This is a genomic window from Paenibacillus monticola (assembly GCF_009664975.1).
GTDB classification, from domain to species: domain Bacteria; phylum Bacillota; class Bacilli; order Paenibacillales; family Paenibacillaceae; genus Paenibacillus_AQ; species Paenibacillus_AQ monticola.
On sequence record NZ_WJXB01000004.1, the window covers coordinates 408,191 to 431,234 of the forward strand.

19 protein-coding genes are annotated in these 23,044 nt (G+C 48.8%); 12 read left to right on the top strand and 7 right to left on the bottom strand.

Annotation, left to right across the window (positions count from 1 at the left end; all coding sequences use genetic code 11):
- Positions 1-194 precede the first annotated feature (194 nt).
- The 5 genes from GJB61_RS14470 to GJB61_RS14490 all read left to right on the top strand — a co-directional run bounded on the left by GJB61_RS14470 (position 195) and on the right by GJB61_RS14490 (position 6,052).
- Complete coding sequence (locus GJB61_RS14470; RefSeq protein WP_154119200.1) at positions 195-1,022, top strand: formate/nitrite transporter family protein; 828 nt, start codon at positions 195-197, stop codon at positions 1,020-1,022.
- Between the two features lie 424 nt (positions 1,023-1,446).
- Entirely contained in the window at positions 1,447-3,513 is a 2,067-nt protein-coding gene (locus tag GJB61_RS14475) for a molybdopterin-containing oxidoreductase family protein (protein WP_154119201.1), read from the top strand.
- Positions 3,514-3,626: 113 nt separating this feature from the next.
- Entirely contained in the window at positions 3,627-4,859 is a 1,233-nt protein-coding gene (locus GJB61_RS14480) for an MFS transporter (RefSeq protein ID WP_154119202.1), read from the top strand.
- Positions 4,860-4,896: 37 nt separating this feature from the next.
- On the top strand, positions 4,897-5,427 hold the full coding sequence (locus tag GJB61_RS14485) for a GNAT family N-acetyltransferase (RefSeq protein WP_154119203.1): 531 nt from the start codon (positions 4,897-4,899) through the stop codon (positions 5,425-5,427).
- Complete coding sequence (locus tag GJB61_RS14490; RefSeq protein WP_154119204.1) at positions 5,408-6,052, top strand: MOSC domain-containing protein; 645 nt, start codon at positions 5,408-5,410, stop codon at positions 6,050-6,052. The genes GJB61_RS14485 and GJB61_RS14490 overlap by 20 nt, the downstream gene beginning before the upstream one ends.
- Positions 6,053-6,167: 115 nt before the next feature.
- Here GJB61_RS14490 and GJB61_RS14495 read toward each other — a convergent pair whose 3' ends face one another.
- Together GJB61_RS14495 and GJB61_RS14500 are read right to left on the bottom strand one after the other, a co-directional pair.
- Positions 6,168-6,716 (bottom strand): GNAT family N-acetyltransferase, encoded by a 549-nt coding sequence (locus GJB61_RS14495; RefSeq protein WP_154119205.1) that lies wholly within the window; start codon positions 6,714-6,716, stop codon positions 6,168-6,170.
- 36 nt (positions 6,717-6,752) lie between these two features.
- Complete coding sequence (locus GJB61_RS14500) at positions 6,753-7,001, bottom strand: DUF2164 domain-containing protein (protein ID WP_338115822.1); 249 nt, start codon at positions 6,999-7,001, stop codon at positions 6,753-6,755.
- A gap of 222 nt (positions 7,002-7,223) precedes the next feature.
- Between GJB61_RS14500 and GJB61_RS14505 the strand changes: the two genes are divergently transcribed.
- The gene (locus tag GJB61_RS14505) at positions 7,224-8,933 is read left to right on the top strand and encodes a glutamine--tRNA ligase/YqeY domain fusion protein (protein WP_338115823.1); all 1,710 of its coding nucleotides are present in this window, start codon (positions 7,224-7,226) and stop codon (positions 8,931-8,933) included.
- Between the two features lie 160 nt (positions 8,934-9,093).
- Here the strand turns inward: GJB61_RS14505 and GJB61_RS14510 are convergent, their stop codons facing one another.
- A complete protein-coding gene (locus GJB61_RS14510) occupies positions 9,094-10,317 on the bottom strand; it encodes an MFS transporter (protein WP_229521688.1) in 1,224 nt (407 codons plus the stop codon).
- 143 nt (positions 10,318-10,460) lie between these two features.
- On the opposite strand from GJB61_RS14510, the gene mobA reads away from it, so the two are divergent.
- From mobA to GJB61_RS14530, 4 genes are all read left to right on the top strand, one after another.
- A complete protein-coding gene (mobA, locus tag GJB61_RS14515; protein ID WP_195724337.1) occupies positions 10,461-11,093 on the top strand; it encodes a molybdenum cofactor guanylyltransferase in 633 nt (210 codons plus the stop codon).
- Between the two features lie 116 nt (positions 11,094-11,209).
- Entirely contained in the window at positions 11,210-13,075 is a 1,866-nt protein-coding gene (locus tag GJB61_RS14520; protein ID WP_154119209.1) for an ABC transporter ATP-binding protein, read from the top strand.
- Positions 13,005-13,685 carry a response regulator transcription factor gene (locus tag GJB61_RS14525; protein ID WP_154119210.1) on the top strand — a complete coding sequence of 227 codons (681 nt, stop codon included), beginning with the start codon at positions 13,005-13,007 and terminating at the stop codon, positions 13,683-13,685. Before GJB61_RS14520 ends, GJB61_RS14525 begins: the two co-directional genes overlap by 71 nt.
- Complete coding sequence (locus GJB61_RS14530; RefSeq protein WP_154119211.1) at positions 13,682-14,734, top strand: sensor histidine kinase; 1,053 nt, start codon at positions 13,682-13,684, stop codon at positions 14,732-14,734. The genes GJB61_RS14525 and GJB61_RS14530 overlap by 4 nt, the downstream gene beginning before the upstream one ends.
- Position 14,735: 1 nt before the next feature.
- Here GJB61_RS14530 and GJB61_RS14535 read toward each other — a convergent pair whose 3' ends face one another.
- Both GJB61_RS14535 and GJB61_RS14540 read right to left on the bottom strand, forming a co-directional pair.
- On the bottom strand, positions 14,736-15,341 hold the full coding sequence (locus tag GJB61_RS14535; protein WP_154119212.1) for a TetR/AcrR family transcriptional regulator: 606 nt from the start codon (positions 15,339-15,341) through the stop codon (positions 14,736-14,738).
- 69 nt (positions 15,342-15,410) lie between these two features.
- Entirely contained in the window at positions 15,411-16,886 is a 1,476-nt protein-coding gene (locus tag GJB61_RS14540; protein WP_338115824.1) for an aminotransferase-like domain-containing protein, read from the bottom strand.
- Positions 16,887-17,075: 189 nt separating this feature from the next.
- Here GJB61_RS14540 and GJB61_RS14545 point away from each other — a divergent pair, with 189 nt between their 5' ends.
- Both GJB61_RS14545 and GJB61_RS14550 read left to right on the top strand, forming a co-directional pair.
- A complete protein-coding gene (locus GJB61_RS14545; RefSeq protein WP_154119213.1) occupies positions 17,076-17,687 on the top strand; it encodes a LysE/ArgO family amino acid transporter in 612 nt (203 codons plus the stop codon).
- 218 nt (positions 17,688-17,905) lie between these two features.
- Positions 17,906-18,598 carry a TorD/DmsD family molecular chaperone gene (locus GJB61_RS14550; RefSeq protein WP_154119214.1) on the top strand — a complete coding sequence of 231 codons (693 nt, stop codon included), beginning with the start codon at positions 17,906-17,908 and terminating at the stop codon, positions 18,596-18,598.
- A gap of 96 nt (positions 18,599-18,694) precedes the next feature.
- Here the strand turns inward: GJB61_RS14550 and GJB61_RS14555 are convergent, their stop codons facing one another.
- Together GJB61_RS14555 and GJB61_RS14560 are read right to left on the bottom strand one after the other, a co-directional pair.
- Positions 18,695-21,808 carry an efflux RND transporter permease subunit gene (locus tag GJB61_RS14555; RefSeq protein WP_154119215.1) on the bottom strand — a complete coding sequence of 1,038 codons (3,114 nt, stop codon included), beginning with the start codon at positions 21,806-21,808 and terminating at the stop codon, positions 18,695-18,697.
- Positions 21,809-21,929: 121 nt separating this feature from the next.
- Entirely contained in the window at positions 21,930-22,844 is a 915-nt protein-coding gene (locus GJB61_RS14560; RefSeq protein WP_154119216.1) for a TetR family transcriptional regulator, read from the bottom strand.
- Positions 22,845-23,044: the final 200 nt, after the last annotated feature.

Here is a 23,044-nt window from a genome sequence, read left to right on the forward strand (position 1 = left end):
CATTGGGACCGAGGCCATTTTAATGCTTCGGTCTTTTTTGTTGTTTTCTACTTGTACAATAAATTTGACATGTCAGTGAAAACTTTCACTTAGGTTTTCTAAGAGTGACAATTATCACGTTATTGTGTTTTGTGACACGATACAATGGCATAAAGGAACAAATTTGAAGTAAATAGACGAAGGAGATAGGAACCATGGCTTATAACAAACCACAGCAGATTGCCGAAGTAACCGTAGAGAACGGGATTAAGAAGGCTCGTAATCCGTTGAGTACCGTGCTTATTCTGGGCTTTCTGGGAGGAGCGTTTATTGCGCTCGGATTTTTGCTGGATATTCGTGTTATTGCAGGTGCACCTAAAGAATGGAGTACTATTGCCAACTTTATAGGAGCCTCCATATTCCCAGTAGGATTGGTACTGGTCTTGCTTGCAGGAGGGGAATTACTCACTGGTAATATGATGGCGGTGCCGCTCGCGTTTATTGCGAAGAAGATTTCGTTCTGGGAAGTCATCAAGAATCTTGTCCTGATCACACTTAGTAATTTGGCGGGGGCCTTATTTGTTGCCTATTTCTTCGGCCATATTGTGGGTTTAACGGCAGATGGAGTGTATTTGGATAAATTGGTGGATATGGCTGAGCATAAGATTGATGTAACCTTTTTACAGGCTTTCATCTCCGGTATTGGCTGTAACTGGCTCGTAGCGCTGGCTGTTTGGTTATCCTATGGAGCAGATAACTTCAGCGGTAAGATTCTTGGTATTTGGTTTCCGACTATGGCTTTTGTTGCCATCGGCTTCCAGCACGTTGTTGCGAATATGTTCCTTATTCCGGCGGCTATCTTTGAAGGCCATTTCACTTGGGGCCAATACTTTACTAACTTTGTTCCGGTCTGGCTCGGTAACTTGGTAGGTGGAGCGATATTTGTCGGTGCGGCTTATTATCTATCGTTCTTGCACAAAGCACCTTCAGCAATTCAATCCGTGGACACCTTGGCTCCAGCGAGTGTGAAGAAACACGCTTAATCAGTCCTCTTATATATGCATAAACCATTAGTATCGTTAGCTTAATGAGCACTCCTTAGAACATTTATTTCCAAGGCCTTCGGGTAAGTGGAGATGAAGTTTCTGAGGGGTGTTTTTGCGAAATATAAGAATTTATATGCTTCACGCAATAATTTATCCTTATATTTCTCGAAGAAACGGGTGCCGTCCATATAAAGGACGGCACCCGTTTCATCTTATTCAGACATAACAAAATTCGCCGTGCAGATCCGACTCGGGGGAACGAAATCGGGCTCACGGCGAATGAAGAATAGGGAGTGTTTCATAGTTATGATTACCCGCACTATTCAAGATCGAATCAGTACATTTCAATACTCCGCCTTTACGGACGACTCCACCAACTATAAAATATAAATATCTTACGAAACGAGGGGAGCCTGCGGTTATGAGCCAGAATGGGAACGGGATATTCCCGGCGGTATGTCCGCTGGATTGCCCTGATACATGTGGACTTTTAGTGCATAAGCGAGATGGGAAGATTATAAAAGTAGAAGGTAATCCGCAGCATCCGATAACCCAGGGAGCTATTTGCAATAAGGTGCGGCATATGGCCGAGCGGGTTCAGCATCCCGAACGACTGATGCATCCGCTTAGACGTGTGGGTCCCAAAGGGGAAGGCTCATTTGAGATTATAAGTTGGGAGGAAGCGATTCGTGAGATTGCCGGTAAGTTCAGCCAGCTCTCCACGGAGTATGGAGCGGAGAGTATTCTGCCTTACAGCTTCTATGGAAATATGGGTGTACTCAGTGTAGATGGAATGGACCGGCGGTTCTTTAATGCGCTCGGGGCAAGTCGCCTGCAGCAGACGATATGTAATTCAGCAGGCACTGCTGGCTGGAAGTATACGATGGGCTTCAACGGGGGCACAAGTCCGGAAGATACGGTGAACGCTGATGTGATCATTGTTTGGGGTGGGAATATTGTCAGTACAAATATGCATCAGGTAGTCTTGGCTGAGAAGGCCCGCAAGCGCGGCGCACAGGTTATCGTAATTGACGTACACCGCAACAGGACTGCACAGTGGGCGGACTGGTTCCTGCCGTTGTATCCGGGAACGGACACGGCGTTGGCGCTGGGTCTGATGCATATTCTGTTTCGGGACGGGCTAACCGACGAGTTGTTCATGGAACGCTATACCGTGGGCCATCAGGAGCTGCGAGAGCATGTTGAAGCGTATCCTCCTGAGCGGGTCGCGGAAATTACGGGTATTCCTGTAGCTGATATTGAGAGGCTGGCTAAGTTGTACGGTGAGGCTGAAATTTCACATATTCATATTGGCAACGGCCTGCAGCATCATGACAACGGCGGCATGAACGTGCGTACAATTGCCTGTCTGCCTGCGCTGACCGGACAATGGCAGAAGACTGGCGGTGGTGCGTATAAGTCTAACAGTGGTTATACTTCCATGAATTCACGCGCATTGACACGGCCGGATTTGCGTCCGGATTCACAGGTGCGCAGCATTAATATGAATAAGATTGGCGAGGCACTGGAAATGACGGATCGACCTGTGAAGGCATTATTCGTCTATTGCAGCAATCCGGTCGTTGTCGCTCCGGACGCGGAGCGGGTACGGACAGGCTTTGCTCGTGAGGACTTGTTCACAGTAGTCCATGATTTGTTTCTGACAGATACGGCGCGTTATGCTGATATCGTACTGCCAGCGACTTCGTCTTTTGAGAATACGGATATCTTCGGCTCGTATTGGCATCATTACATTCAGCTTCAAGAGCCTATCATGGAGGCTCCCGGAGAATGTAAGAGCAACGCAGAGCTATTCTCACTGCTGGGCCAGGCTATGGGCTTTGACTCGGAAATCTTCAGCCAGTCTGAGCATGAGATGATCCGGGAAGCGCTAGACTATCCGCGCAATCCGTATTTAAACGGCGTGACACTGGAACGGTTGCTGGCCGAGAGCTACGTGAAGCTGGATATGACGCCTAAGGAATCATTTCTGGAGCGCCTGTCTACCGAGTCAGGTAAGATCGAACTGTACTCCAAATCTATGGAACGGGCAGGCTTGCCTGCCTTGCCAACCTACACGCCGCTGAAGGAAGGTTATGATGGGTTGCGGAGACCGGAGGTGGGAACCCCCTATCCACTGATGTTCATCTCTCCACCGAATCATAATTTCTTGAACTCTACTTTCTCCAACCTGGAGAAGCATCAAAAATTGGAAAAAGGTCCTCTGCTGCAAATTCATCCAGAGGATGCGGCAGCGCGGGGCATAACCGACGGCGATGAGGTTACCCTATTCAATGACCGGGGTATCGTAGAACTTACAGCTAGGGTAACAGATAAAATGCTTCCCGGTACCGTTATCAGCCAAGGGCTGTGGTGGGAAGGGAAAGAGCGCAGGCAAAGAGTGAATGTACTGACCCCGGACCGGCTTAGCGATATGGGGAACGGAGCCACCTTTTTCTCGACGACAGTAGAAGTGAAGCGACGGTAATATTGCGTATTAATGCGATAAAGCGTCAATGTGAAGGCTTGCTCTGAACTCTATTTTCAGATAATACTGGATGGGATTAATGACATATAGATTACAGGGGATGTACACTACCAATGAAGTTTTTAGATGCTTATCCTAAAGAAGTAAAAGTATTTCTGATTGCCAGCCTTATAAATGCAATAGGTAGTGCGATCATGTGGCCGCTGGTGACGATGTATGTATTTGACGAGCTTGGCCGCAGCATGAAGGATGCCGCACTTATTATCGTTATCCAATCTATTGGCGGAATTGCAGGCCAATTGCTCGGCGGTTCTCTTTATCATAAAATAGGCGTAAATAAGCTGATTGTTGGAGCGTTGGTGATGAATGCTTTGGCCTTGTTCACTTTACCGGCCGCAAGCACTAACTGGACCTTATTCATGGCAACGATGGGACTGGTAGGATTATTTAATTCACTTTCGCTACCGGCTATACAAGCGTTCATCGGCTTCCGATTCGCGGAGCAGCGCGGTGAGCTGTTCAATGTTATTTATGTCGCCAATAATATAGGAGTAGCCATCGGTACAGCGCTCAGCGGGTTCCTGGCGGACTTCTCCTATATGCTGAGTTTTGTACTGAATGGCGTGTCATCGGCTGTATTTGCGGTTTTTTTCTTTGTTTATTTGCGGAAGGTTGGCACAGGTTCCTCCTCGGAGAAGATGGATCACATAAAAGTCCATCCACGTGCTCAGTCCAATTGGAAGCTAATGGGTCATACACGTATTTATTTGTACATGGCTATTGGCTCGCTCTTTCTGCTGATCGGCAATTCCATCTGGAATACAGGCGTATCGCCGTTTATTATTTCCGAGGGCTGGCCCAAAAGAATTTATGGTTTTCTCTGGACGCTAAACGGGGTGCTTATCTTCGTAGCGCAGCCACTCGTTAGCCTGATTAAACGCTGGTTCGCGTCAACGTCAACGGCCCAAATGACAGCTAGTGCTGTATTTTACTTTAGTGGCTACGCCGTTATCCTATTGCTGCCGAGTTACCCCGGTCTGCTGCTGGCGATGGTGCTGACTACGCTCGGCGAAATGCTTATCTCGCCAGCAATGCCCTCCTTTATTTCGGATCATGCCGACCGCAGCGCTCCGTTCTACCTCGGCCTAACTGGAGGGATTGGCGCCTGTGGCCGCGTAATTGGACCCTATTTCATGGGCAGTCTGTATGATAGCGGAGGATTAGCCCCTACAGCTTGGCTGGCCTGTGCAATGGCAGTGCTGTCCGTAGGATTCTTCATTTTACATGCGTTTGTCAACCGGCGAGGTCGTAAAGCATGGACTAATAGTATGGAACAATCCGCTTAGAATGATTTAAGCAGTAACGCAAGGGGTGCAATAAGGAATGCAACACATCAATAGGGATACACTCGATATTAGACCATCTGAGTTCAAGGATGCTCGTGAACTGATTACACTGGACAATATGATCTGGACGGAGGAGACTACTCCGGGTCCTTTAATGTGGCGTTCACGTGAGGATTATCTGCTGCATGCTCCCCCGGGCTCTCAGCTCGTGGCTATGCAGGAGGGCCAGCTCTGTGGATATGTCGGCTTTGGCTGTCCGAGTGGAATGGTGAGCAATAGACATGTCTGCGAGGTGAATATTGCCGTTCATCCGCGCTGCCAGCGTGTGGGTATTGGGCAGCAGCTGATGGTAGCGATCAAGCAGCATGCTGCGAACAACGGAATTCGCAAGCTTCGTCTGCGTGTATTATCCTGTAACACGCCAGCACTTTCCTTCTATCAAAAATGTGGATTTCAGGAAGAGGGGCGTTTGCGGGAGGAATTTTATCTTGGCGGTCGTTATGTGGATGAGGTATTTATGAGCTGTATGCTGACAGGAGGCCAGGAACATGGAAATCATCTCGCTTAATTTGGGGCGGCCGATAACGGTTGACTATCGCGGCAAACCGGTGGAGACAGGAATCTATAAAATGCCTGTGAAAGGACCGGTACAACTGTACAGTAACGGCTTCGAGGGAGACGGACAGGCGGATTTGGTAAATCACGGAGGCCCCGACAAGGCAGTATGTGTATATCCGATTGAGCATTATTCGTATTGGGAGGAACGCTTAGGCAAGAAGCTGGAATTCTCCGCCTTCGGTGAGAATATAACAACAAGTGGGTTATTGGAGACAGAGGTTAACATTGGGGACATCTATGAAATGGGAACGGCCCTGCTGCAGGTGAGTCAGCCGCGTTATCCTTGCTTCAAGCTCTCGCAAAAGCACGGTCCTGCTGATATGCCTGCCCAGGTGCTGCAAACGGGGTATAGTGGTTTCTACTTTCGCGTGCTGCGTGAAGGCAAGATCTCTGCAGGGGACGATATCTTGAAAAAGGAAAGCGGAACGGGCGGTATAGCGGTGTCGCGGGTATTGCATTCCATGGAGGTTGGACGTACGGACAAGACGGATTTGGCCGAGCTGCTGGAGCTTGAGAGTCTGGCCGATGGTATCCGCACGAAGTTTCGCAACTGGCTGGAGATAGTGGAGGGTTAGGTTTCACCCGATAACGTATCCTTATATTTCTCGAAAAAACGGGTGCCATCCATGTAAAGGACGGCACCCGTATCTTCTTGCATGTCTTATGCCGGTGAGTCCGAGGCTGGAAGCTTCAGCTTAGCAATCTCCATTCGCTGCGCAGCAAGCCATATACGGCATGATTCACATAACCGGAGGGCAGCTTCTCCGCCTGACGAACTATACCTTCGAGCACGAAGCCCAACCGCTCGGGAATGGCACGACTGGGAGTGTTACTGGTGGCGCAACGAATTTCCACGCGGTTCAGCTCTAATTCCAGCAGCGCGTAATCCACAAGGACCCGGCAGGCACTGGTCATATAGCCTTTTCCTTCATAGCCCTCACCCAGCCAGTAACCAATGCCGACAGAACGGTTGCTCCAGTCGATCTCGTGATACCCGATAATACCGGCTAGCTCGCCGCGGACCCACAATCCGGCGGTAAATCCACCGTTGTCTGCGCCTTGCTTAATCGCATTTTTGACAAAGCTGACGATGTGGGTCTGCTCCGTGACGGCATCCACCCAAGGCAGCCATTGCCGCAGCCGAATCCGCGAGCGCTGTACCAGCGCGAACATTTGACGGGTATGCTCCAGCACCAGTGGCTTTAGCATAAGCTCTTCATCTATAGGATAATTGAACAAGCAGCAGCCTCCTCAGTGGCATAAGACTTGTTGTGCTTACTTGCGCTTCTTCCATTCCAGTGCGTAAATATCTTCCTCCAATGACTGCATTCGCTGTCCTACAAGGGTGCGGCAATCGCCCAATGCTCCATTATAAATGGTGGGTCCAAGTTCATTTAAGAAGAATTCCAGCAGGCTGTCTGCTGCCAGATGGCCGATACTCTCCCCACGCTCGCTCTCGAAGTAAGCGCGGATGTTCTCTACAATGTCTTCCCGTTGCTCCTTAGGCAGTTTGATTAACTTCACGGATAAGCTCCCCTTTTATGCAGATAAAAGCTAAAAGTCCCTATGTCCTCCATGCTACTCCATCGCCGGGAAAGAAGTCAAAAGATAGGGCGATTAACTTGGGATTGGTGTTTGCCCTGTGTCTGCTTTTATTGAACAATCCCTGTTTAACGGGTATATTAGTAGGAAACATGTTTATACAAGAAAAGTGATGTAATATTCCAGAACGAAAGGTTGATAACTGTGGAGAACCGTAGCACCCCCTCCAATTTCATTAAGAATGTCATTACCGAAGATCTACGCTCGGGTAAAGTAAAGGAAGTTGTTACCCGCTTTCCACCAGAGCCAAACGGCTATTTACATATCGGACATGCCAAGGCGATTTGGATTAACTTTACACTGGCTGATGAGTTCGGTGGGAAGACTAACCTAAGATTTGATGATACTAATCCAGCTAAAGAGGATACGGAATATGTGAATTCCATTCAAGAAGATGTGAAATGGCTAGGCTACGAATGGGATGAGCTGCGCTTTGCCTCGGATTATTTCGATGAGATGTACAAGCGGGCTGAGCTGTTGGTGACCAAAGGCAAGGCTTATGTAGATGACCTTAGTGCCGACGAAATTCGTCAACTGCGGGGTACGCTGACGCAGCCAGGCCAGAACAGCCCGCATCGCGAACGCAGCATCGAGGAGAATCTGGATTTATTCCGGCGAATGCAAGCAGGTGATTTCAAGGACGGCGAGAAGGTGCTTCGCGCCAAGATCGATATGTCCTCTCCGAATATTAACCTGCGTGATCCCGTTCTTTATCGTATTTCTCATACGCATCACCATAATACAGGCGATAAGTGGTGTATCTATCCCATGTATGCCTTTGCCCACCCGCTGGAGGATGCTATCGAAAGCGTGACCCATTCCCTCTGTTCGCTGGAGTTCGAAGACCAACGGCCGTTCTATGATTGGGTCGTAGCAGAATGTGAGATGCCGTCCGTGCCACATCAATATGAATTTGGACGTCTTAATGTAGCTCAGACGATGACCAGCAAGCGCAAGCTGAAGCTGCTGGTTGACGAGGGACATGTAGACGGCTGGGATGATCCGCGTATGCCAACGATTTCCGGCCTGCGTCGTCGGGGCTATACACCGGAAGCTATTCGCAGCTTTGTCTACGAAGCAGGGATTTCCAAGAGCCAGGGTCTAGTGGATCTGCAGATGCTGGAGCACTTTATCCGTGAGGATCTTAAGCTTACCGTGCCGCGTACAATGGCTGTACTGCGTCCGCTCAAGGTCGTCATCACGAACTATCCTGAGGGCCAAACCGAAATGTTTGAAGTGGAGAATAACATTGAGAATGAAGAAATGGGCAACCGCCAGGTTCTGTTCTCACGTGAGCTTTACATTGAACGCGACGACTTCATGGAGAATCCAGCGCACAAATATTTCCGGTTGTTCCCTGGCAATGAAGTACGTCTGAAGAATGCCTACTTCATCAAATGCAATGAGTTTATCAAAGACGAGCACGGTGAGGTTGTCGAGCTGCATTGCACGTACGACCCGGAAACCAAAAGCGGAAGCGGCTTTACGGGCCGCAAAGTGAAGGGGACATTGCACTGGGTAGAAGCAAGTCAGGCTGTTCCCGCAGAGTTTCGTCTCTACGAGCCGCTGATTTCTGCTGAGGCGCCGGATGAGGTAGTAGTGGATCTGGAAGGACTGGATGCTCCTGTGGAGAAAGCAGAGCCAAGTTTCCTCGATCAGATCAACCCGAAATCCATTGAAATTCTGCAAGGATTCGTAGAGCCAGCGCTTAGAGAAAGTGTGGCGCAGGATAAATATCAATTTTTCCGGCATGGCTATTTCAATGTGGACAGCAAGTATTCCGCTCCAGGCCATCTTGTATTTAATCTCGTTGTTCCACTGAAGAGTTCATTTCAGCCGCCTAAACAGGGCTAAGCGGAGTGAAATGTAGGTAAGTGTTCTGGGAGGTCACTCCACGGGAACCATTCAAGCAACAGACCAACAACAAAAACTAGCAAGTCCCCAATGACCGGAGACTTGCTAGTTTTTTAGCTTTATTGTGTTTTAAGAAAGTTGCCTTAGCCTCAGCAGAGGATCACAGCTCGGTTTCCGTATGTTCTTCCTCAGCCTCAGATGGCGGTCGATACCCGCCGCGAATGACAAAGAGCCACATTGAGCCGAAACCGAGAGCACCAATCAGTGCTAGAAATACTCCAGACTGGTACATGCTTTGTGCGCCGAGATTCTGAAACAGCCAGCCGCCAAGAACACCGCCAAGAATGCCGGATATACCGCTCCAGGTTAGCGTATAGAGGGCTTGTCCGGAAGAACGGTAAGCACGCGGGACCAGTAGCATTGTTAGCTGGGTACCGACATAGAAGAAGCCCCCGAACGTGATGCAGTGCAGGATCTGAATAAGCGCAACCTGAAGTGCTGTTGTCGCATCAGCCATCAGCCACCAGCGCAGTGCGAATAAGGCACTGACGAACGCCAGCCAGCCTAGAAGCACGGAGATCTTACGCTTGAGGAACCGGCCACAGAGGATAAACACGCCTACTTCCAGAATGGAAGAGAGGAATACAGCGAGCCCGATCATTGATTTAGAGCCGCCAAGGTCCGTAATATACAGTGACATAAATGTATTGTTCATCGTATTAGGAATAGAGACTAGAATGCCGAAGAGAATAAAACACAGGAAAAAGGGATTGTAGAAATTTCGACTGAACCCTTTAAACGGCAGTGGAGCCATTCCAATCGACTGGTCCAGCTTTGGCAACGCAAGCAGGGCTACCATCGAGGCGCATAGCAGCGCTGTAAATAGATAAGACAATACAGATACTCCAGCCCATTCCAGAATCGGCCCGGCGATAACCGCAGTCAGCGCCCATCCCATTGAACCCCACAGCCGGAAGGAGCCGAAACGGTGAGTCGTGCCGTTAATGTAGCTTAGAATCATCGTGTTGCTCTGGGCAAACAGAGGGCCTTGAAAGAAATAGAATAAAATAATGGAGACGTAGATCATCTCATATGTATTGGCCTGAAAAACAAGTTGGGATATCACAAGTGTTCCCGTCAGCATAAGCATTACGATTCTTCGAATATTCTGAGACCGATCTGTCCATATGCCCCAGAATGGATTAGCAAAAATCGATACAAGCGCTCCAATGGACATTACACTGCCGATCTCCAGCTTGTTCATCCCGGCATCCTGCAGGTATAGTTGGAAGAAGCTGGTGAAGAGGACTATCGTACCATATACAAAAAAATTGAACCATTTCAAAGACGTGAAAGAAGGTTGCTTATCAAGGTTTTCCCGCAAATTGGGCACTCCTTTCCCGCTAAATGCTTGGTAACAGCAGCGCGGCATTTAAGGCCGCTTCTATCACTGTAACACGTGTTGAAAGGGGATACAAACCAACTTTTGAGCAGTTTTCCAAATGTCTGGTAAAGAGGGGACTAAAGATGCAGATTACCGGAATCATTTTAGCTGGAGGACGTTCCCGACGAATGGGTACTGACAAGGCACTGCTGGAGTTTGGTGGAGTTCCTCTCATCGCACACCTGGCAGTCCGGTTATCACAAGTAGCGGATACGGTCTTAATCGCTTGTGGTGAAGAGGAAAGGGAAGACTACCAGTTTCTTAAATTGCCCATGGTCACCGACTGTTATCCAGGTCTCGGTCCACTCGCGGGCTTGTATGCTGCACTGAACCTATCACATACGGAATGGAGCGCTGTCGTGGCCTGCGATTTGCCCTTTACAAGTATAGAGCTTCTTAACTATATGAAAGAGCTTGCCGCAGCAGAGCCTTCGGTTCAAGCGGTCGTCCCCGTGAATGCCGCGGGTAAAGTCCAGCCTCTATTGGCTTTGTACCATAGAAGCGTCCTCCCAAGTTTACATGAATCGCTGGAGCAGAAAAGTCTGAGGGTAATGGAATGGCTCGGCTGCCTGAAGGTTCGATATGTTCAGGAGAGAGACTTTCCAGTAAGTTATAGATCGCATGACAAAGCGCTGTTAAATATGAATACGCCTGCGGAATATTTTGCTGCTGTAAAGCTTGCCTCATTTCTTCTCAAGGGTGATTCTGAAAATTAATCAGAAATGTTCAATCGTTTAACTTCAGTTTACAAAGCAGGGGTATTGTAGATTTATCGCAGGACAGAAGCAGTAAGGCTCCTGTCATCTATGCAAGTAGAAAAGGGGAACAAAATATGAGCAGCATAACAACAAAGCGGGGGAAGGGAATAGCGATCAAGCCTTTCCTGACCTTGCTGAAGGATACCAAACCTTCCTATGGCCTACTGGCTATAGCGATTGGTCTTAGCATAATATCAACATTGGTGGGACTGATAATTCCTATGTTCACCAAGAATTTAGTAGACGGTTTCTCGCTGGCCTCCATCAGCAAACTGCAGATTGTTGGAATAGTTGGGGCTTTTATTGCCCAGACCATTGCCGCTGGTGTCTCCATTTATCTGCTGAATTACGCCGGACAAAAAATGGTTGCCGGTTTGCGGGACCGGCTGTGGCGCAAGTTCCTTGTTCTCCCGGTAGCTTATTATAATGAGAACCGGACCGGAGAAAGTGTCAGCCGTATGACTAACGATACAGGGATCATTAAGACCTTGATATCTGAGCATCTAGCCAGCCTATTTACGGGAGTAATCTCCATTGTGGGTTCGATTTCAGTTCTGCTCTACCTAAACTGGAAAATGACCCTGGTCTTGTTCACCGTGCTGCCGCTCTCTGCACTGATTCTGGTACCGCTCGGACGACAGATGTACAAGATCTCAAAGGGGATGCAGGACGAGACGGCCTCTTTTACCGCGACACTCAGCGGGGTATTGTCAGAGATTAGATTGGTGAAATCCTCCGGGGCAGAAGATCGTGAATATGTAGCCGGCAAGACTGGAATTATGAATTTGCTCTCCTTCGGTATCCGTGAGGGTAAGATCAGCGCAATGATTAGTCCATTAGTCTCCTTCGTGTTTATGCTGTTGCTGGTTGTCATTATCGGCTACGGCGGGATGCAGGTATCTGCAGGTGTTTTGACAGCGGGGGAGCTCGTGGCTTTTATTCTATATCTGATTCAGATTATCATGCCGCTTACCCAATTGACGACGTTTTTCACACAAATGCAGAAGGCTAAGGGTGCATCTGAGCGTATTATTGAAACATTGGCCGAAGCTGAGGAAATCTATGAAGGGGAAGAGGAAGCGAGCGGTACAGAGGGGCCGATCACTGTAGAAGACTTGAGCTTTGGCTACAAAAACGGCGAGAATGTGCTGAGCAATGTGAGCTTCCGTATGCATCCAGGTGAGGTGACGGCTATTGTAGGACCGAGCGGAGGCGGAAAAACAACCTTATTTTCCCTGTTGGAGCGCTTCTATGAGCCGCAGATGGGTATGATCAGACTTGGCGAGAAGCCTGTAGCGGCGTTCTCACTGCGTTCCTGGCGTAACCTGATCGGCTACGTATCACAGGAGAGTCCTCTACTGGCAGGTACGATCGCTGAGAATCTTAGCTATGGTCTGGAACGGGAAATCAGCAGCGATGAAATGCGCAGCGCAGCAGCAATGGCTTATGCTGACGGCTTTATCAACGAGCTGCCGGATGGATATAATACCGATGTCGGTGAACGTGGTGTGAAGCTGTCTGGTGGACAGCGGCAACGGATTGCGATCGCCAGAGCGTTATTGCGTAATCCGCGGATTCTGATGCTTGACGAGGCGACTTCCAGTCTGGACAGTCAATCGGAAGCGGTAGTGCAAAAGGCACTTTCCAATCTGATGGTGGGCCGGACAACGATCGTGATTGCCCATCGCCTGGCGACAGTCGTGAATGCAGACCAGATTATTTTTATGGAAAAAGGGCAAATCACCGGCACGGGAACACATGCGGAGCTGCTGCAGACTCATGAGCTTTATAAGGAATTCGCTACCCAGCAGCTGCAGCTGAATACACCAGAGATTCTCGCTGGCAGTGAAGAGGAGGTTGCGGTAGCAGATGACAAGAATACTGGTAGTGGACGACGATCCGCACATTCGCGAATTGGTGGAAGTCTTTCTGAGGGCTGAAGGGATAGATGAGGTTCATGGGGCTTCCGATGGCTTGGAGGCTCTACATTATCTAGAAAGTGCCAGTGTAGACATGGCTATTCTTGATGTGATGATGCCGAATATGGATGGCTGGGAGCTGTGCCGACGCTTGCGGAAGAGCTACGAATTTCCAATTCTGATGCTGACTGCTAAAGGCGAAGCCACACAAATTGTAAAAGGTTTTGAGCTGGGCACGGATGATTATCTGGTGAAGCCGTTTGAGCCGACGGTGCTTATTGCCAGGGTGAAGGCGTTGCTCAAGCGCTACCAGATCTCGGCCGCACAAAGTGTGACCATTGGTCATTTGCACATGAACCGCAAGACGTATGAAGCGTCCTCTGAACATGGGGAGATAACACTGCCGCTCAAGGAGTACGAGCTTCTGTTCAAGCTGGGCAGCTATCCGGGACAGACATTGACAAGAGACCGACTGATTGAAGAGATCTGGGGTTACGATTTCGAAGGTAATGAGCGGACGCTGGATGTGCATATTAATCGCCTGCGTGAACGCTTTCCTCGGGAGAAGTATGGATTCGCCATCCGTACGATCCGCGGGCTGGGTTACCGGCTGGAGGGGGATATGGAATGAGAAAATTCAGATTGATTCCTAAGATTTTATTGGGTATATTGGGCGTTTCAACAGTGATTGCGGCCGCTTGGACGGGGGCCTATTTCGCGTCTAAACTGATTTTCCACAGCTTTGGAACACCATCTACGGAATATGTATCACAGCTGATTCTTATGCTGCTTCAGCTTGTGATTCTTTTTTGCTTGATGGCGATCATCGGCTCTGCTACCAACGGAAAAGAGAGAGCCTTCTATACTCCAATAATTACCGCGATCCGGCAAATTTCCAAAGGTGATTTCAAGGTGGTATTAGATAATGATAGAAGATATGGTCAGTTTAATGGAATCGTGGAGGGGATCAATGAAATGGCCAGTGAGTTAAGCCGGATGGAGACGATGCGCCAGGATTTTATCTCCAATGTATCGCACGAGATTCAATCGCCGCTAACTTCTATTCGCGGATTCGCACAGGCACTGCGCAATGAGAGCTTGAGTTCCGGCAGCAGGAGGCATTATCTTGACATCATTGAAGCGGAAAGTACACGTCTATCGGGTTTAAGCGAGAATCTGTTGAAGCTGTCAGCACTGGAAGCAGACAGCTTTCCGTTCGAGCGCAAGGCTTACCGTCTGGACAAGCAACTACGGGAGATGATTCTGGTCGCCGAGCCGCAGTGGCTCGGAAAAACTATAGAAGTCGAGGCAGAGCTGGAAGAGATTCATGTTTACGCGGTGGAGGATCTGATGAGCCAGGTCTGGACCAATTTGCTGCATAACAGCATCAAATTCACCCCGGAGGGTGGCTGCATCCATATTCGGCTGTACTCCTTGGAGAAGACGATTGAGGTGGAGATCAAGGATAGCGGTATCGGGATTGCTGAAGAGGAACTGCCCCGTATCTTCGAACGCTTCTACAAGGTGGACCAGGCCAGAACAGCCAGTGAGGGCGGTAGCGGGCTTGGTTTGTCACTCGTGAAGAAGATTGTTGAAATTCATGAAGGAAACGTAGCTGTAAGGAGCCGTCCCGGTGAAGGAACGGTATTTGTGGTGAGCCTGCCGCTGCAGATGAAATAGATTACTTTGCGGGTGCAGTAAGTCCCTTCTCCAACAGGTACCATAATCCGCTGAATTCCTGCTCGATGTCTGTACTCAGCCACTGATAGGCATGGGCGGGGTGGTGGAAACGGGCAGTAGCATTAAAAATTGAACGTGCTAAGACTTCGGTCTGAAGCGTTGTATGAATGAGATTAGTCTCAATACCCATAGCGATAAGGGTAATCATCTGCTCAATAATGCGCCTTACATGGGCGTCAATGAGATCAGCAGATTCTGCGGTGACATCCGCATACATCTTGAACATCTCAGGGTCTTGCTCAGCGTATAGATGTTTCAGCTCTATTAACTTCATTATATAATTCTTCAGTTGCTCCAGAGGATTCTCCGCAATATGGTTTACTATTTCTGTAAGGGGAACGAGGATACTCTCCTCCAGCCATCTTTCCGTTACAGCCTCTCTTAAAATCGCTTTGCTCGGAAAATGCCTGTACAGCGTGCCATGACTGACTCCCAGCAGCTTAGCCACATCGGTTACGGAAGTCTTGTCAGGGCCGAAACGGCGCAGGCTTTGTTCAGCGGCATCCAAAATTTCAGTTTTACTCAAAAACATACTTGGTTTAGTCATAATCCTTCTCTCCTCTCTGTGAAAATAGCTTAGCACAATTATTTGATGAATGACAATGATTATTATTTGTCATTTGATTTGTTCTTTTAGCACAGCGGACAGAGTAATCAACCCTGCCTCCAGCTCAGAGAGCGGTGCATACGCATAAGAGAGCCGCAGGTGTCTGCCATCGCGGCGATCGTAGAGATCACCTGTGTTGAGCAGCAATCCTGCTTGCAGCGCTTTTTTGAATAGTTGCGGCAGCGGCAATGGCTTGTGGAGGGACAGCCAAATATAGAAGCCTCCTGCCGGGTGGTTCCACGAAGCCAGGTCAGTAAAATAAGCGTGAAGGATGTCCAGTACAACAGTTCGTCGCTTTCGCAGCTCCTGCCGTAAGGAATTACAGTGTAGTTCATGATAACCGCTCTCCAGCCATTTCGCGGCTGTGAGCTGCGACAGAGAGCTTGCACCATAATCACTCTGCATCTTGATGTCGGCCAACCGCCGAACCACCGGCTCAGGACCAACTACCCAACCGATGCGCAGACCCGGGCTGGCCGATTTGGACAACGTGCCGAGATACAGGACACGACCTTCATTGTCTAGTGCTTTTAGCGGTAAAGGTGGTGGATTATCCAACCATAATTCCTGATAGGCAGCGTCTTCGAGAATGGGCAGTCCAAGGCTGCTGGTGACCGCCATCAACTCCTGCCGTCGTCTTGCATCCATCAGAATTCCGGTAGGGTTGTGGAAGGTAGGAATGCTGTAGAGCATGGCGGCAGCGGTCTGCTGTACTTCTGGTGTGATGCTCTCTGTAAGCACTCCACGTTCATCCATGGGCAGACCGCTAAATTTCACGCCTGCAGATTGAAATGAATGAATAGAGTACAGATAGGAAGGTTTCTCCAGTAGAATTGTTGAACCGCGTGGCAACAGCCCCAGGGCAATCAGTTGAAGGCCCTGCAGTGACCCCGAGGTGATCAGAATAGAGGCTGGTGTTGCTGATATCCCTATCTTGGACAATTGGTGGCTTATAGCTGTCCGCAATTGAAGACTGCCAAGTGGCTCTTCATAGGATAGAGGTAGGTGTGTTTGCTGTGAAAGATCAGCCAGAATGCTTTGCATCATGGCACTAGGCAGCAGCTCAGGGGCCAGTTCACCTGTGCCGAGACGAATCAGCCCGCGTTCATATTCCAAGCGATTTATAGCCTGTATGGTGGGCAAATTGGGATAGTGGACGCCTTCCTCGACATAATCATTCCAGTTGCCCGCCTGGCTCCTGGAGTCAACAGATTTTGGAATTACGACGATGGTCCCGCCGCCCCGCTTACCCTCGATCAGACCCAAAGCCGTTAGCTGTCCCAGTGCAGTTACAATAGTACTGCGGTTGACTCCAAACTGTCTGGCGAGCTCACGCTGTGGTGCCAGACGCATCCCTGCGGGCCAAGCGCCACTCCTGATTTTGCCCAGAAAATAAGTGGAGATTTGGGTATGGAGTGGCAGCGGTGATGTATTATCCAGTTTCCAGCTTTCTGTAGTAGAGGTGGAGAGAGGGGGAACAGACACAGCATGCACTCCTTTTTTTGCTTGAGTATATCATGATTTGTTTGTTAATTTTAGTTTGGTTGGGCCTTCTGCAATCATTTGGATGGTTACGAATGCTGTGCAAGAAAGTACTATCAGTGTTACGGCCAGAGAGACCGAGCCGAGGCTGGTTAAGCTGAAGTACTTAGATTGTGCAGAGGAGCATCTATCATGATCGTAGCCATCATACATGGAATTATATTGGCCCTGGGACTTATTTTACCGCTGGGAGTGCAAAATATATTCGTATTTAATCAGGGAGCCTTACACCCCAAATTCCGCAGTGTACTGCCGGTTATTCTGACCGCCGCTATGTGCGACACGTTGCTTATTGCTGCCGCTGTGGGTGGTGTTTCACTGGTTATCATTTCACTGAACTGGGTTAGGCCTGTTGTTTATGGGGCAGGGATTCTGTTTCTATCTTTTATGGGCTGGAAAATATGGAGAAGTGTGCCGGCAAAGAGAGAAACGAAGCTGCTTTCATTAAAAGGGCAGGTAGGATATGCGCTGTCGGTATCACTCCTGAATCCGCATGCATTAATGGATACGGTAGGGGTTATCGGCACCAATTCCTTGCAATACACAGGTGGAGAACGTTGGGCGTTCGCCGTTGCCACCGCAGGAGTTTCCTGGATTTGGTTCATCGGACTTGCCGCAGCCGGAAGAATGCTTGGGAAGGCTGATTCTTCTGGACGAGCTATTCGGCTGCTGAATGTTATTTCTGCATTGCTAATCTGGGGGATCGCGTTTTATATGGGCATTCAACTCTTCGGAAGCCTCTAGCCGTGAATGATTAGCATGAATTTGACAGTAATACGACAATTATAGGGAATGGACATAGAATGCTCACGGAAAGCGCTTTGAATGTTCGTTATAATTTTGAGTGTAGAATATTAGTTTCACTTTTGCGAAGAGCACAGCTACGATCTCGGAATGCGTTGCGGCGACCATGGCTATACTGGCGCGGCGCCCGAGCAAACCAATTGAGGAGGATTTGCAGAATGACCAATCAAACAGTTCCATTACTTGCCGTGCCCGAGGCGCTTAGCCGGTGGCTGGAAAGCCGGGGATTAATATACCAACTGCTAGTAGATTTCTTTGGAAGAAAACCAACACTTTCACTGGTTGCCCAGTGGAGCCGTAAAGCACAAATGGGCGTTGCGGCAGAGATGACTGAAGGTGGACGGGAGCTGAAACGCTACCTCTGCAGCCAGGAGCCAGGTGAGCTGATGCACATCTGTGAGAAAGAGACGCTTGAATATAAGCGACTGATGAATGAGCGGGCCGCCATTGTCCCGCGTGAAGCTGCCCACATGGGCTGTGCGGATGAATTCTGTAACGTGCTGTCCGATGTCTACGCTTCAGCAGGAATTGTGTTTAAGAAATGCAACGGTGATGAATCCGATGATCATATTGCCATTGAACTGGAGTTCATGGCAGTGCTGCATGAACGTATGCTCTACAACAGCTTTTCCATTAGAAGTGCTATGGAACTGCTGGAAATTCAGGAAACCTTTCTGGATGAGCATTTACTGAAGTGGACGCCGCAGTTCTGCGAAAGACTGAATGCTGCTACAGAAAGTCCATTGTATCTTGGACTCAGCCATATGCTTGCGGAATTTTTGCCTCAGGATCTGCAAATGCTGCGGATCTGGAAGGCTTCGCTGGAGAGCAGCGCAACTTCAATGGCCTAGGCAAGCTATAGGCATTGCATGTGCCGGGTTCTAATTCGTAAATAGACAAATAAAAGGCGCCTTCCCTAATCGGAAAGGCGCCTTTTGCTTGAGTTGTTATTCTTCTACCCGTTTGCTGCGGAATTTCATCAAGAATTCGTACACAACCGGTACAACAACTAGTGTCAGCAGCGTGGAACTGATCAATCCGCCAATAACAGTTACGCCAAGTCCTTTGGAGATGATTCCGGCACTGTTTTCCAGTCCGGTAACTAGCGGCAACAGAGCACCTATGGTAGCGAGAGCTGTCATCAGAATTGGACGCAGGCGGGTTCCCCCAGCTTCAAGCAACGCTTGACGGGTGGATAGTCCTTCCTTCTCCTTATGAATAACACGGTCGATTAACACGATCGCATTTGTGACGACGATGCCAATTAGCATCAGCGCACCCATGAGGGAGGAGACGTTCAGGGTTTCACCTGCCAGCAACAGAGCAACGAGAGCTCCGATCACGGTGAAGGGAAGCGAGAACAGAATTGCGAATGGTGCCAGCCCGCCACCAAAAGTAACAACAAGCACGAAATACACAATGGCGATAGCGGCTGCCATGGCAATGCCCAGTTGGCCAAAGGTATCGTTGATTTGCTCGGTCACACCACCGAAGGTAATGGTTACACCATCGGGCAGATCCATAGCATCAATCTTATCCTTTACGTTATTCGAAGCACTGTTGACGTCAGTCGCTATAATCTCAGCAGTAACGTCCACCTTCATTTTACCGTCCATACGAGTAATGGAGTCAGGGGAAGTACCGTTTTTGATGGTCGCAACTTCTCCAATAGGGACTGTGAAGCCTAAAGGCGAAGTCAATGTAGCCTTTTCCATTTCCTGAATACTGCTATACGTATCTTTATCAGTCTCGATGTAGACATTGTAGTTCTTACCGTCCACAGCCACCTCAGTCAGAACAGGAAGTGCACCGGCAGGACTTAGCTTCATAGCAATTTGTCCAGCTGTTAGGCCGAGAGCACTAAGTTTCTTCTGATTCGCTACAATCGTGTATTGATCATAAGATTCCTTGAGGCTTGTTTCCCCGTCTTTAAAGTTAGCTTTGTCGGCCTGGACGATCCCAGCGATCTCATCGGCAACCGGCTTCAGCTGCTCCAGAGTATCACCGAAGATATTTACGGTTAGTGTGCTGCCGCCAAGGCCCCCACCGGACATGCCGGACAGATCACCCCATACACCTTCTGGAACTTCTTTGGTCAATCCTTCGATCAACTTCTCTTTAACGGTATCAAAATCAGCAGTGTCACTATCATAAGCAACGTAGAACAGGCCAGAATTGCCGGAGCCTATACCGAACGGGCTGCTGCCACCGATGGAATATTGCATTTTGTCTAAATGCTGTTGGGCCAAGATATATTTTTCGGCCTTCAGCCCCTGTTCCTTCACGTCTTCCAGCCGCTGTCCGGCTTTTGGGGAGTAGGTCAGTGTAATATTCTTCTCTTCTTGGGAGGGCAGGAAGCTGACACCGATTGGTTTGATCAGGAGCAAGCTGCCGGCAAGCAGAAGTACTGCTACCCCGAGCGTAATCAGCTTATGAGACAGACACCAGTTCAGTATTTTTTGGTAGCCAGTTGCCATTCTTCCAGGTTTTTCACTGTGAATCTTCTTACTGTTCTTCAGTCCATTGCGGAACAGCGTGTGAGCCAATGCTGGAACCAGCGTAATTGCAACCACCAGTGAAGCCAGCAGAGCAAATACCATAGTGAGGGCAAAAGGCAGGAACAGCTCACCCACCATACCGCTGACAAAAGCAAGTGGCAGGAATACGGCGATCGTTACAATCGTGGAGGAGAGGATGGGTACGAACATTTCGCGTGTCGCTGCGCTAATCAATTCCCGACCACGCAGTTTCTCGCCGGATAGCGACAGCCGCCTGAATATATTCTCTATGACGACAATTGAGTCATCGACTACCCGCCCGATGGCTACGGTCATCGCCCCGAGTGTCATCATGTTAAGGGTAATATCCATCTGTCGCAAGCACAGAATAGCGATGAGGAGCGACAAGGGAATGGAGATAATTGAAATAATGGTAGAGCGGATATTCCGCAGGAAGACCAATATAATAATAACAGCGAACAGGGCTCCAAAAGCTGCTTTGGACAGCATCGTTCTTACGGAATCCTCAATCGGCTTGCCTTGATCCAACAGTACTGTCAGGTCAAGCCCTTTGTACTGCTGCTTCAGCTCCTCCGTCTTGTCCTTGACGCTGTTCACAACGTCGACGGTGTTGGCATCATTGCCTTTGACAATTTGAATGCCGATGGATTCTTTACCGTTCGTGCGGGAGATGGATTCAGACTTTCCAGTAACCTCAATCGTTGCCAGATCTCCTAGCTTAACTGTTGGCAGTCCTAGATTAGCTGAAGCCCCAGTGGGAGTACCAACGCCAGCAGCGCCATTACCTGCAGCTTTTGGCACAATCGGGATACTTACATTTTTAAGATCTTCAACGGTAGTGATGTTGCCATCCACGACCACTGCTTTCTGAGACTTCTCCATCTCAAACAGTCCAAGTGGAACGCGGATAGAAGAGCCTTGGACGATACCTTTAATAGTATCTTCTGTCAGCCCATATTCCTTCAGCTTGTCTTGGTCGAACTTGAGTGTGACTTCCTTGACATATTGTCCGGCAATTTGCACGGAGGCTACGCCTTCAAGATCTTCCAGGGCCGGGCGAATATCATTCTCGGCAATCTTCGTCAGCGCTTCAAGGTCCTGGGAGTCGTCATCGGAAAGACTTAATGAGAGGACGGGCAGTGAGCTCAGGCTGAAACGGGTTATGGAAGGCTTCTGCACATTTTCTGGCAGAGTGACCTCATTCAATGCCTCGCGCACAGCAGCCGTTGCGTTATCTAGATTGGTACCATAAGCGAATTCAATTTGAATGCTGGAGGCGTTCTCCAGTGAAGTGGAGGTCAGTGTCTTGACACCATCCACATTGCGCAGCTTCTGCTCCAGCGGTTTGCTGACATCATTAACGACGCCCTCTGGCGCAGCACCCGGATAAATCGTTGTAATGCTGAGATAGGGTATATTAATATTGGGCAAAGTCTCTTGCTTCATGGTCAGGCCGCTGTATAAACCGGCAAATACAATAATGATGGTCAGAAGCCAAATGGCGAATTTGTTTCTGAGCGAGAAATTAATTAAGTTTTTCATAAGTTACGTTTCTGCTCCTTTGTAGACCTTCCGCATACGGAAGAGTCATCTTTTTTGGACTGGCATACGAAGCTCGCTATCCGTATTGAACTCTATATATAAGTTTCTGCAGTTCTCACTGTTAGTTAAATGCACATAAGTTGTTCTTGTAGGATGTGATCAGCTTCTGCAGCTCCTCCAATTCTTTGGCCAACTCAGGAAAGGTACGCAGATTGGACAGCATCCCTTGGATAATAGCTCTCCGGGGATGGGGAACTAGCACTTCTCCCTCCAAAATAGTGAGTGATTCCAGCATATCCTCCTTAGCTTGTGGCGGTATGGCAGTTGATGCGCTCAATAGATCCTTCATCTCTTTGATCAATTGAAGTGGATTTCTGCGTTGGTTGCCTTCGTGAACTTCCATCCAGCCCGATAGAATCGAAGAGGAGATGAGCGGGTCCGGATGGCGGGTGAGCAGACCCGACACCATGATATTCAATAGATCTACCAGATGATCAGCCATGCGGGCTATCGATATAGGAGTCTCTTGATAAAACATCACACGCACATAGGAGCTGATCGTGCCATGAGCAATCAGGCACAAGTCACCGGTGTATGGCAGAATTTCTTTTCCATAAAGGCTCTCGAGCTTTGCCTGAAACCAATTGAAAAGGGTTAAGTTGCTGTTGCGCAGCCAATCCGGCACCTCGGTTTGCTCTCTTCCGGACAGCTCCTGAATCTGTCGCTGTAGAAACTCTCGTAGCTCATAGACGTGATGCAACAGGATTTCAATTTGATTGCGCAGCTTCTCTTGGGGGGTTCTGCGACTTTCCTGCTCCTCACGTAACAGGGGATCACGAATCATCCGGAAGCAATATATGTAAATGCTGCGCTTCAGCTCTTCCTTGGATTTGAACACCAGATATAGACTGCCCTTGGAGATCCCACATAGCTCGGCAATCTCCTGCATAGAGGTGGAGGAGGAGCCTTTCACGGCGAATAATTGCATTGCTGTTTTGATAATCTGTTCTTTTTTATCTACGCTTCGCTCAGCCACTAAGCTACTAGCTCCTTTCTGACTATGGAGTTCTCTAATTGACTAATAAGTCAAATCGATTATATTATATTATTTGTGGCATTACAAATCTTCCATAGAAGAGGTTACAGTATTGACGCAATTCTATTTTGTAAGCTTTTCCGATAGGAAGAAAGAGCTTCTTCAGGTAATATATAAATGTGTCGATTACGTGAGGCTTG

Coding starts and splice junctions, on each gene's coding strand:
- GJB61_RS14550 (WP_154119214.1), top strand. CDS start 17,906: ATGACCAATCAAACAGTTCCATTACTTGCCGTGCCCGAGGCGCTTAGC.
- GJB61_RS14525 (WP_154119210.1), top strand. CDS start 13,005: ATGACAAGAATACTGGTAGTGGACGACGATCCGCACATTCGCGAATTG.
- GJB61_RS14485 (WP_154119203.1), top strand. CDS start 4,897: ATGCAACACATCAATAGGGATACACTCGATATTAGACCATCTGAGTTC.
- GJB61_RS14490 (WP_154119204.1), top strand. CDS start 5,408: ATGGAAATCATCTCGCTTAATTTGGGGCGGCCGATAACGGTTGACTAT.
- GJB61_RS14520 (WP_154119209.1), top strand. CDS start 11,210: ATGAGCAGCATAACAACAAAGCGGGGGAAGGGAATAGCGATCAAGCCT.
- GJB61_RS14475 (WP_154119201.1), top strand. CDS start 1,447: ATGAGCCAGAATGGGAACGGGATATTCCCGGCGGTATGTCCGCTGGAT.
- GJB61_RS14535 (WP_154119212.1), bottom strand. CDS start 15,341: ATGACTAAACCAAGTATGTTTTTGAGTAAAACTGAAATTTTGGATGCC.
- GJB61_RS14555 (WP_154119215.1), bottom strand. CDS start 21,808: ATGAAAAACTTAATTAATTTCTCGCTCAGAAACAAATTCGCCATTTGG.
- mobA (WP_195724337.1), top strand. CDS start 10,461: ATGCAGATTACCGGAATCATTTTAGCTGGAGGACGTTCCCGACGAATG.
- GJB61_RS14545 (WP_154119213.1), top strand. CDS start 17,076: ATGATCGTAGCCATCATACATGGAATTATATTGGCCCTGGGACTTATT.
- GJB61_RS14480 (WP_154119202.1), top strand. CDS start 3,627: ATGAAGTTTTTAGATGCTTATCCTAAAGAAGTAAAAGTATTTCTGATT.
- GJB61_RS14470 (WP_154119200.1), top strand. CDS start 195: ATGGCTTATAACAAACCACAGCAGATTGCCGAAGTAACCGTAGAGAAC.
- GJB61_RS14530 (WP_154119211.1), top strand. CDS start 13,682: ATGAGAAAATTCAGATTGATTCCTAAGATTTTATTGGGTATATTGGGC.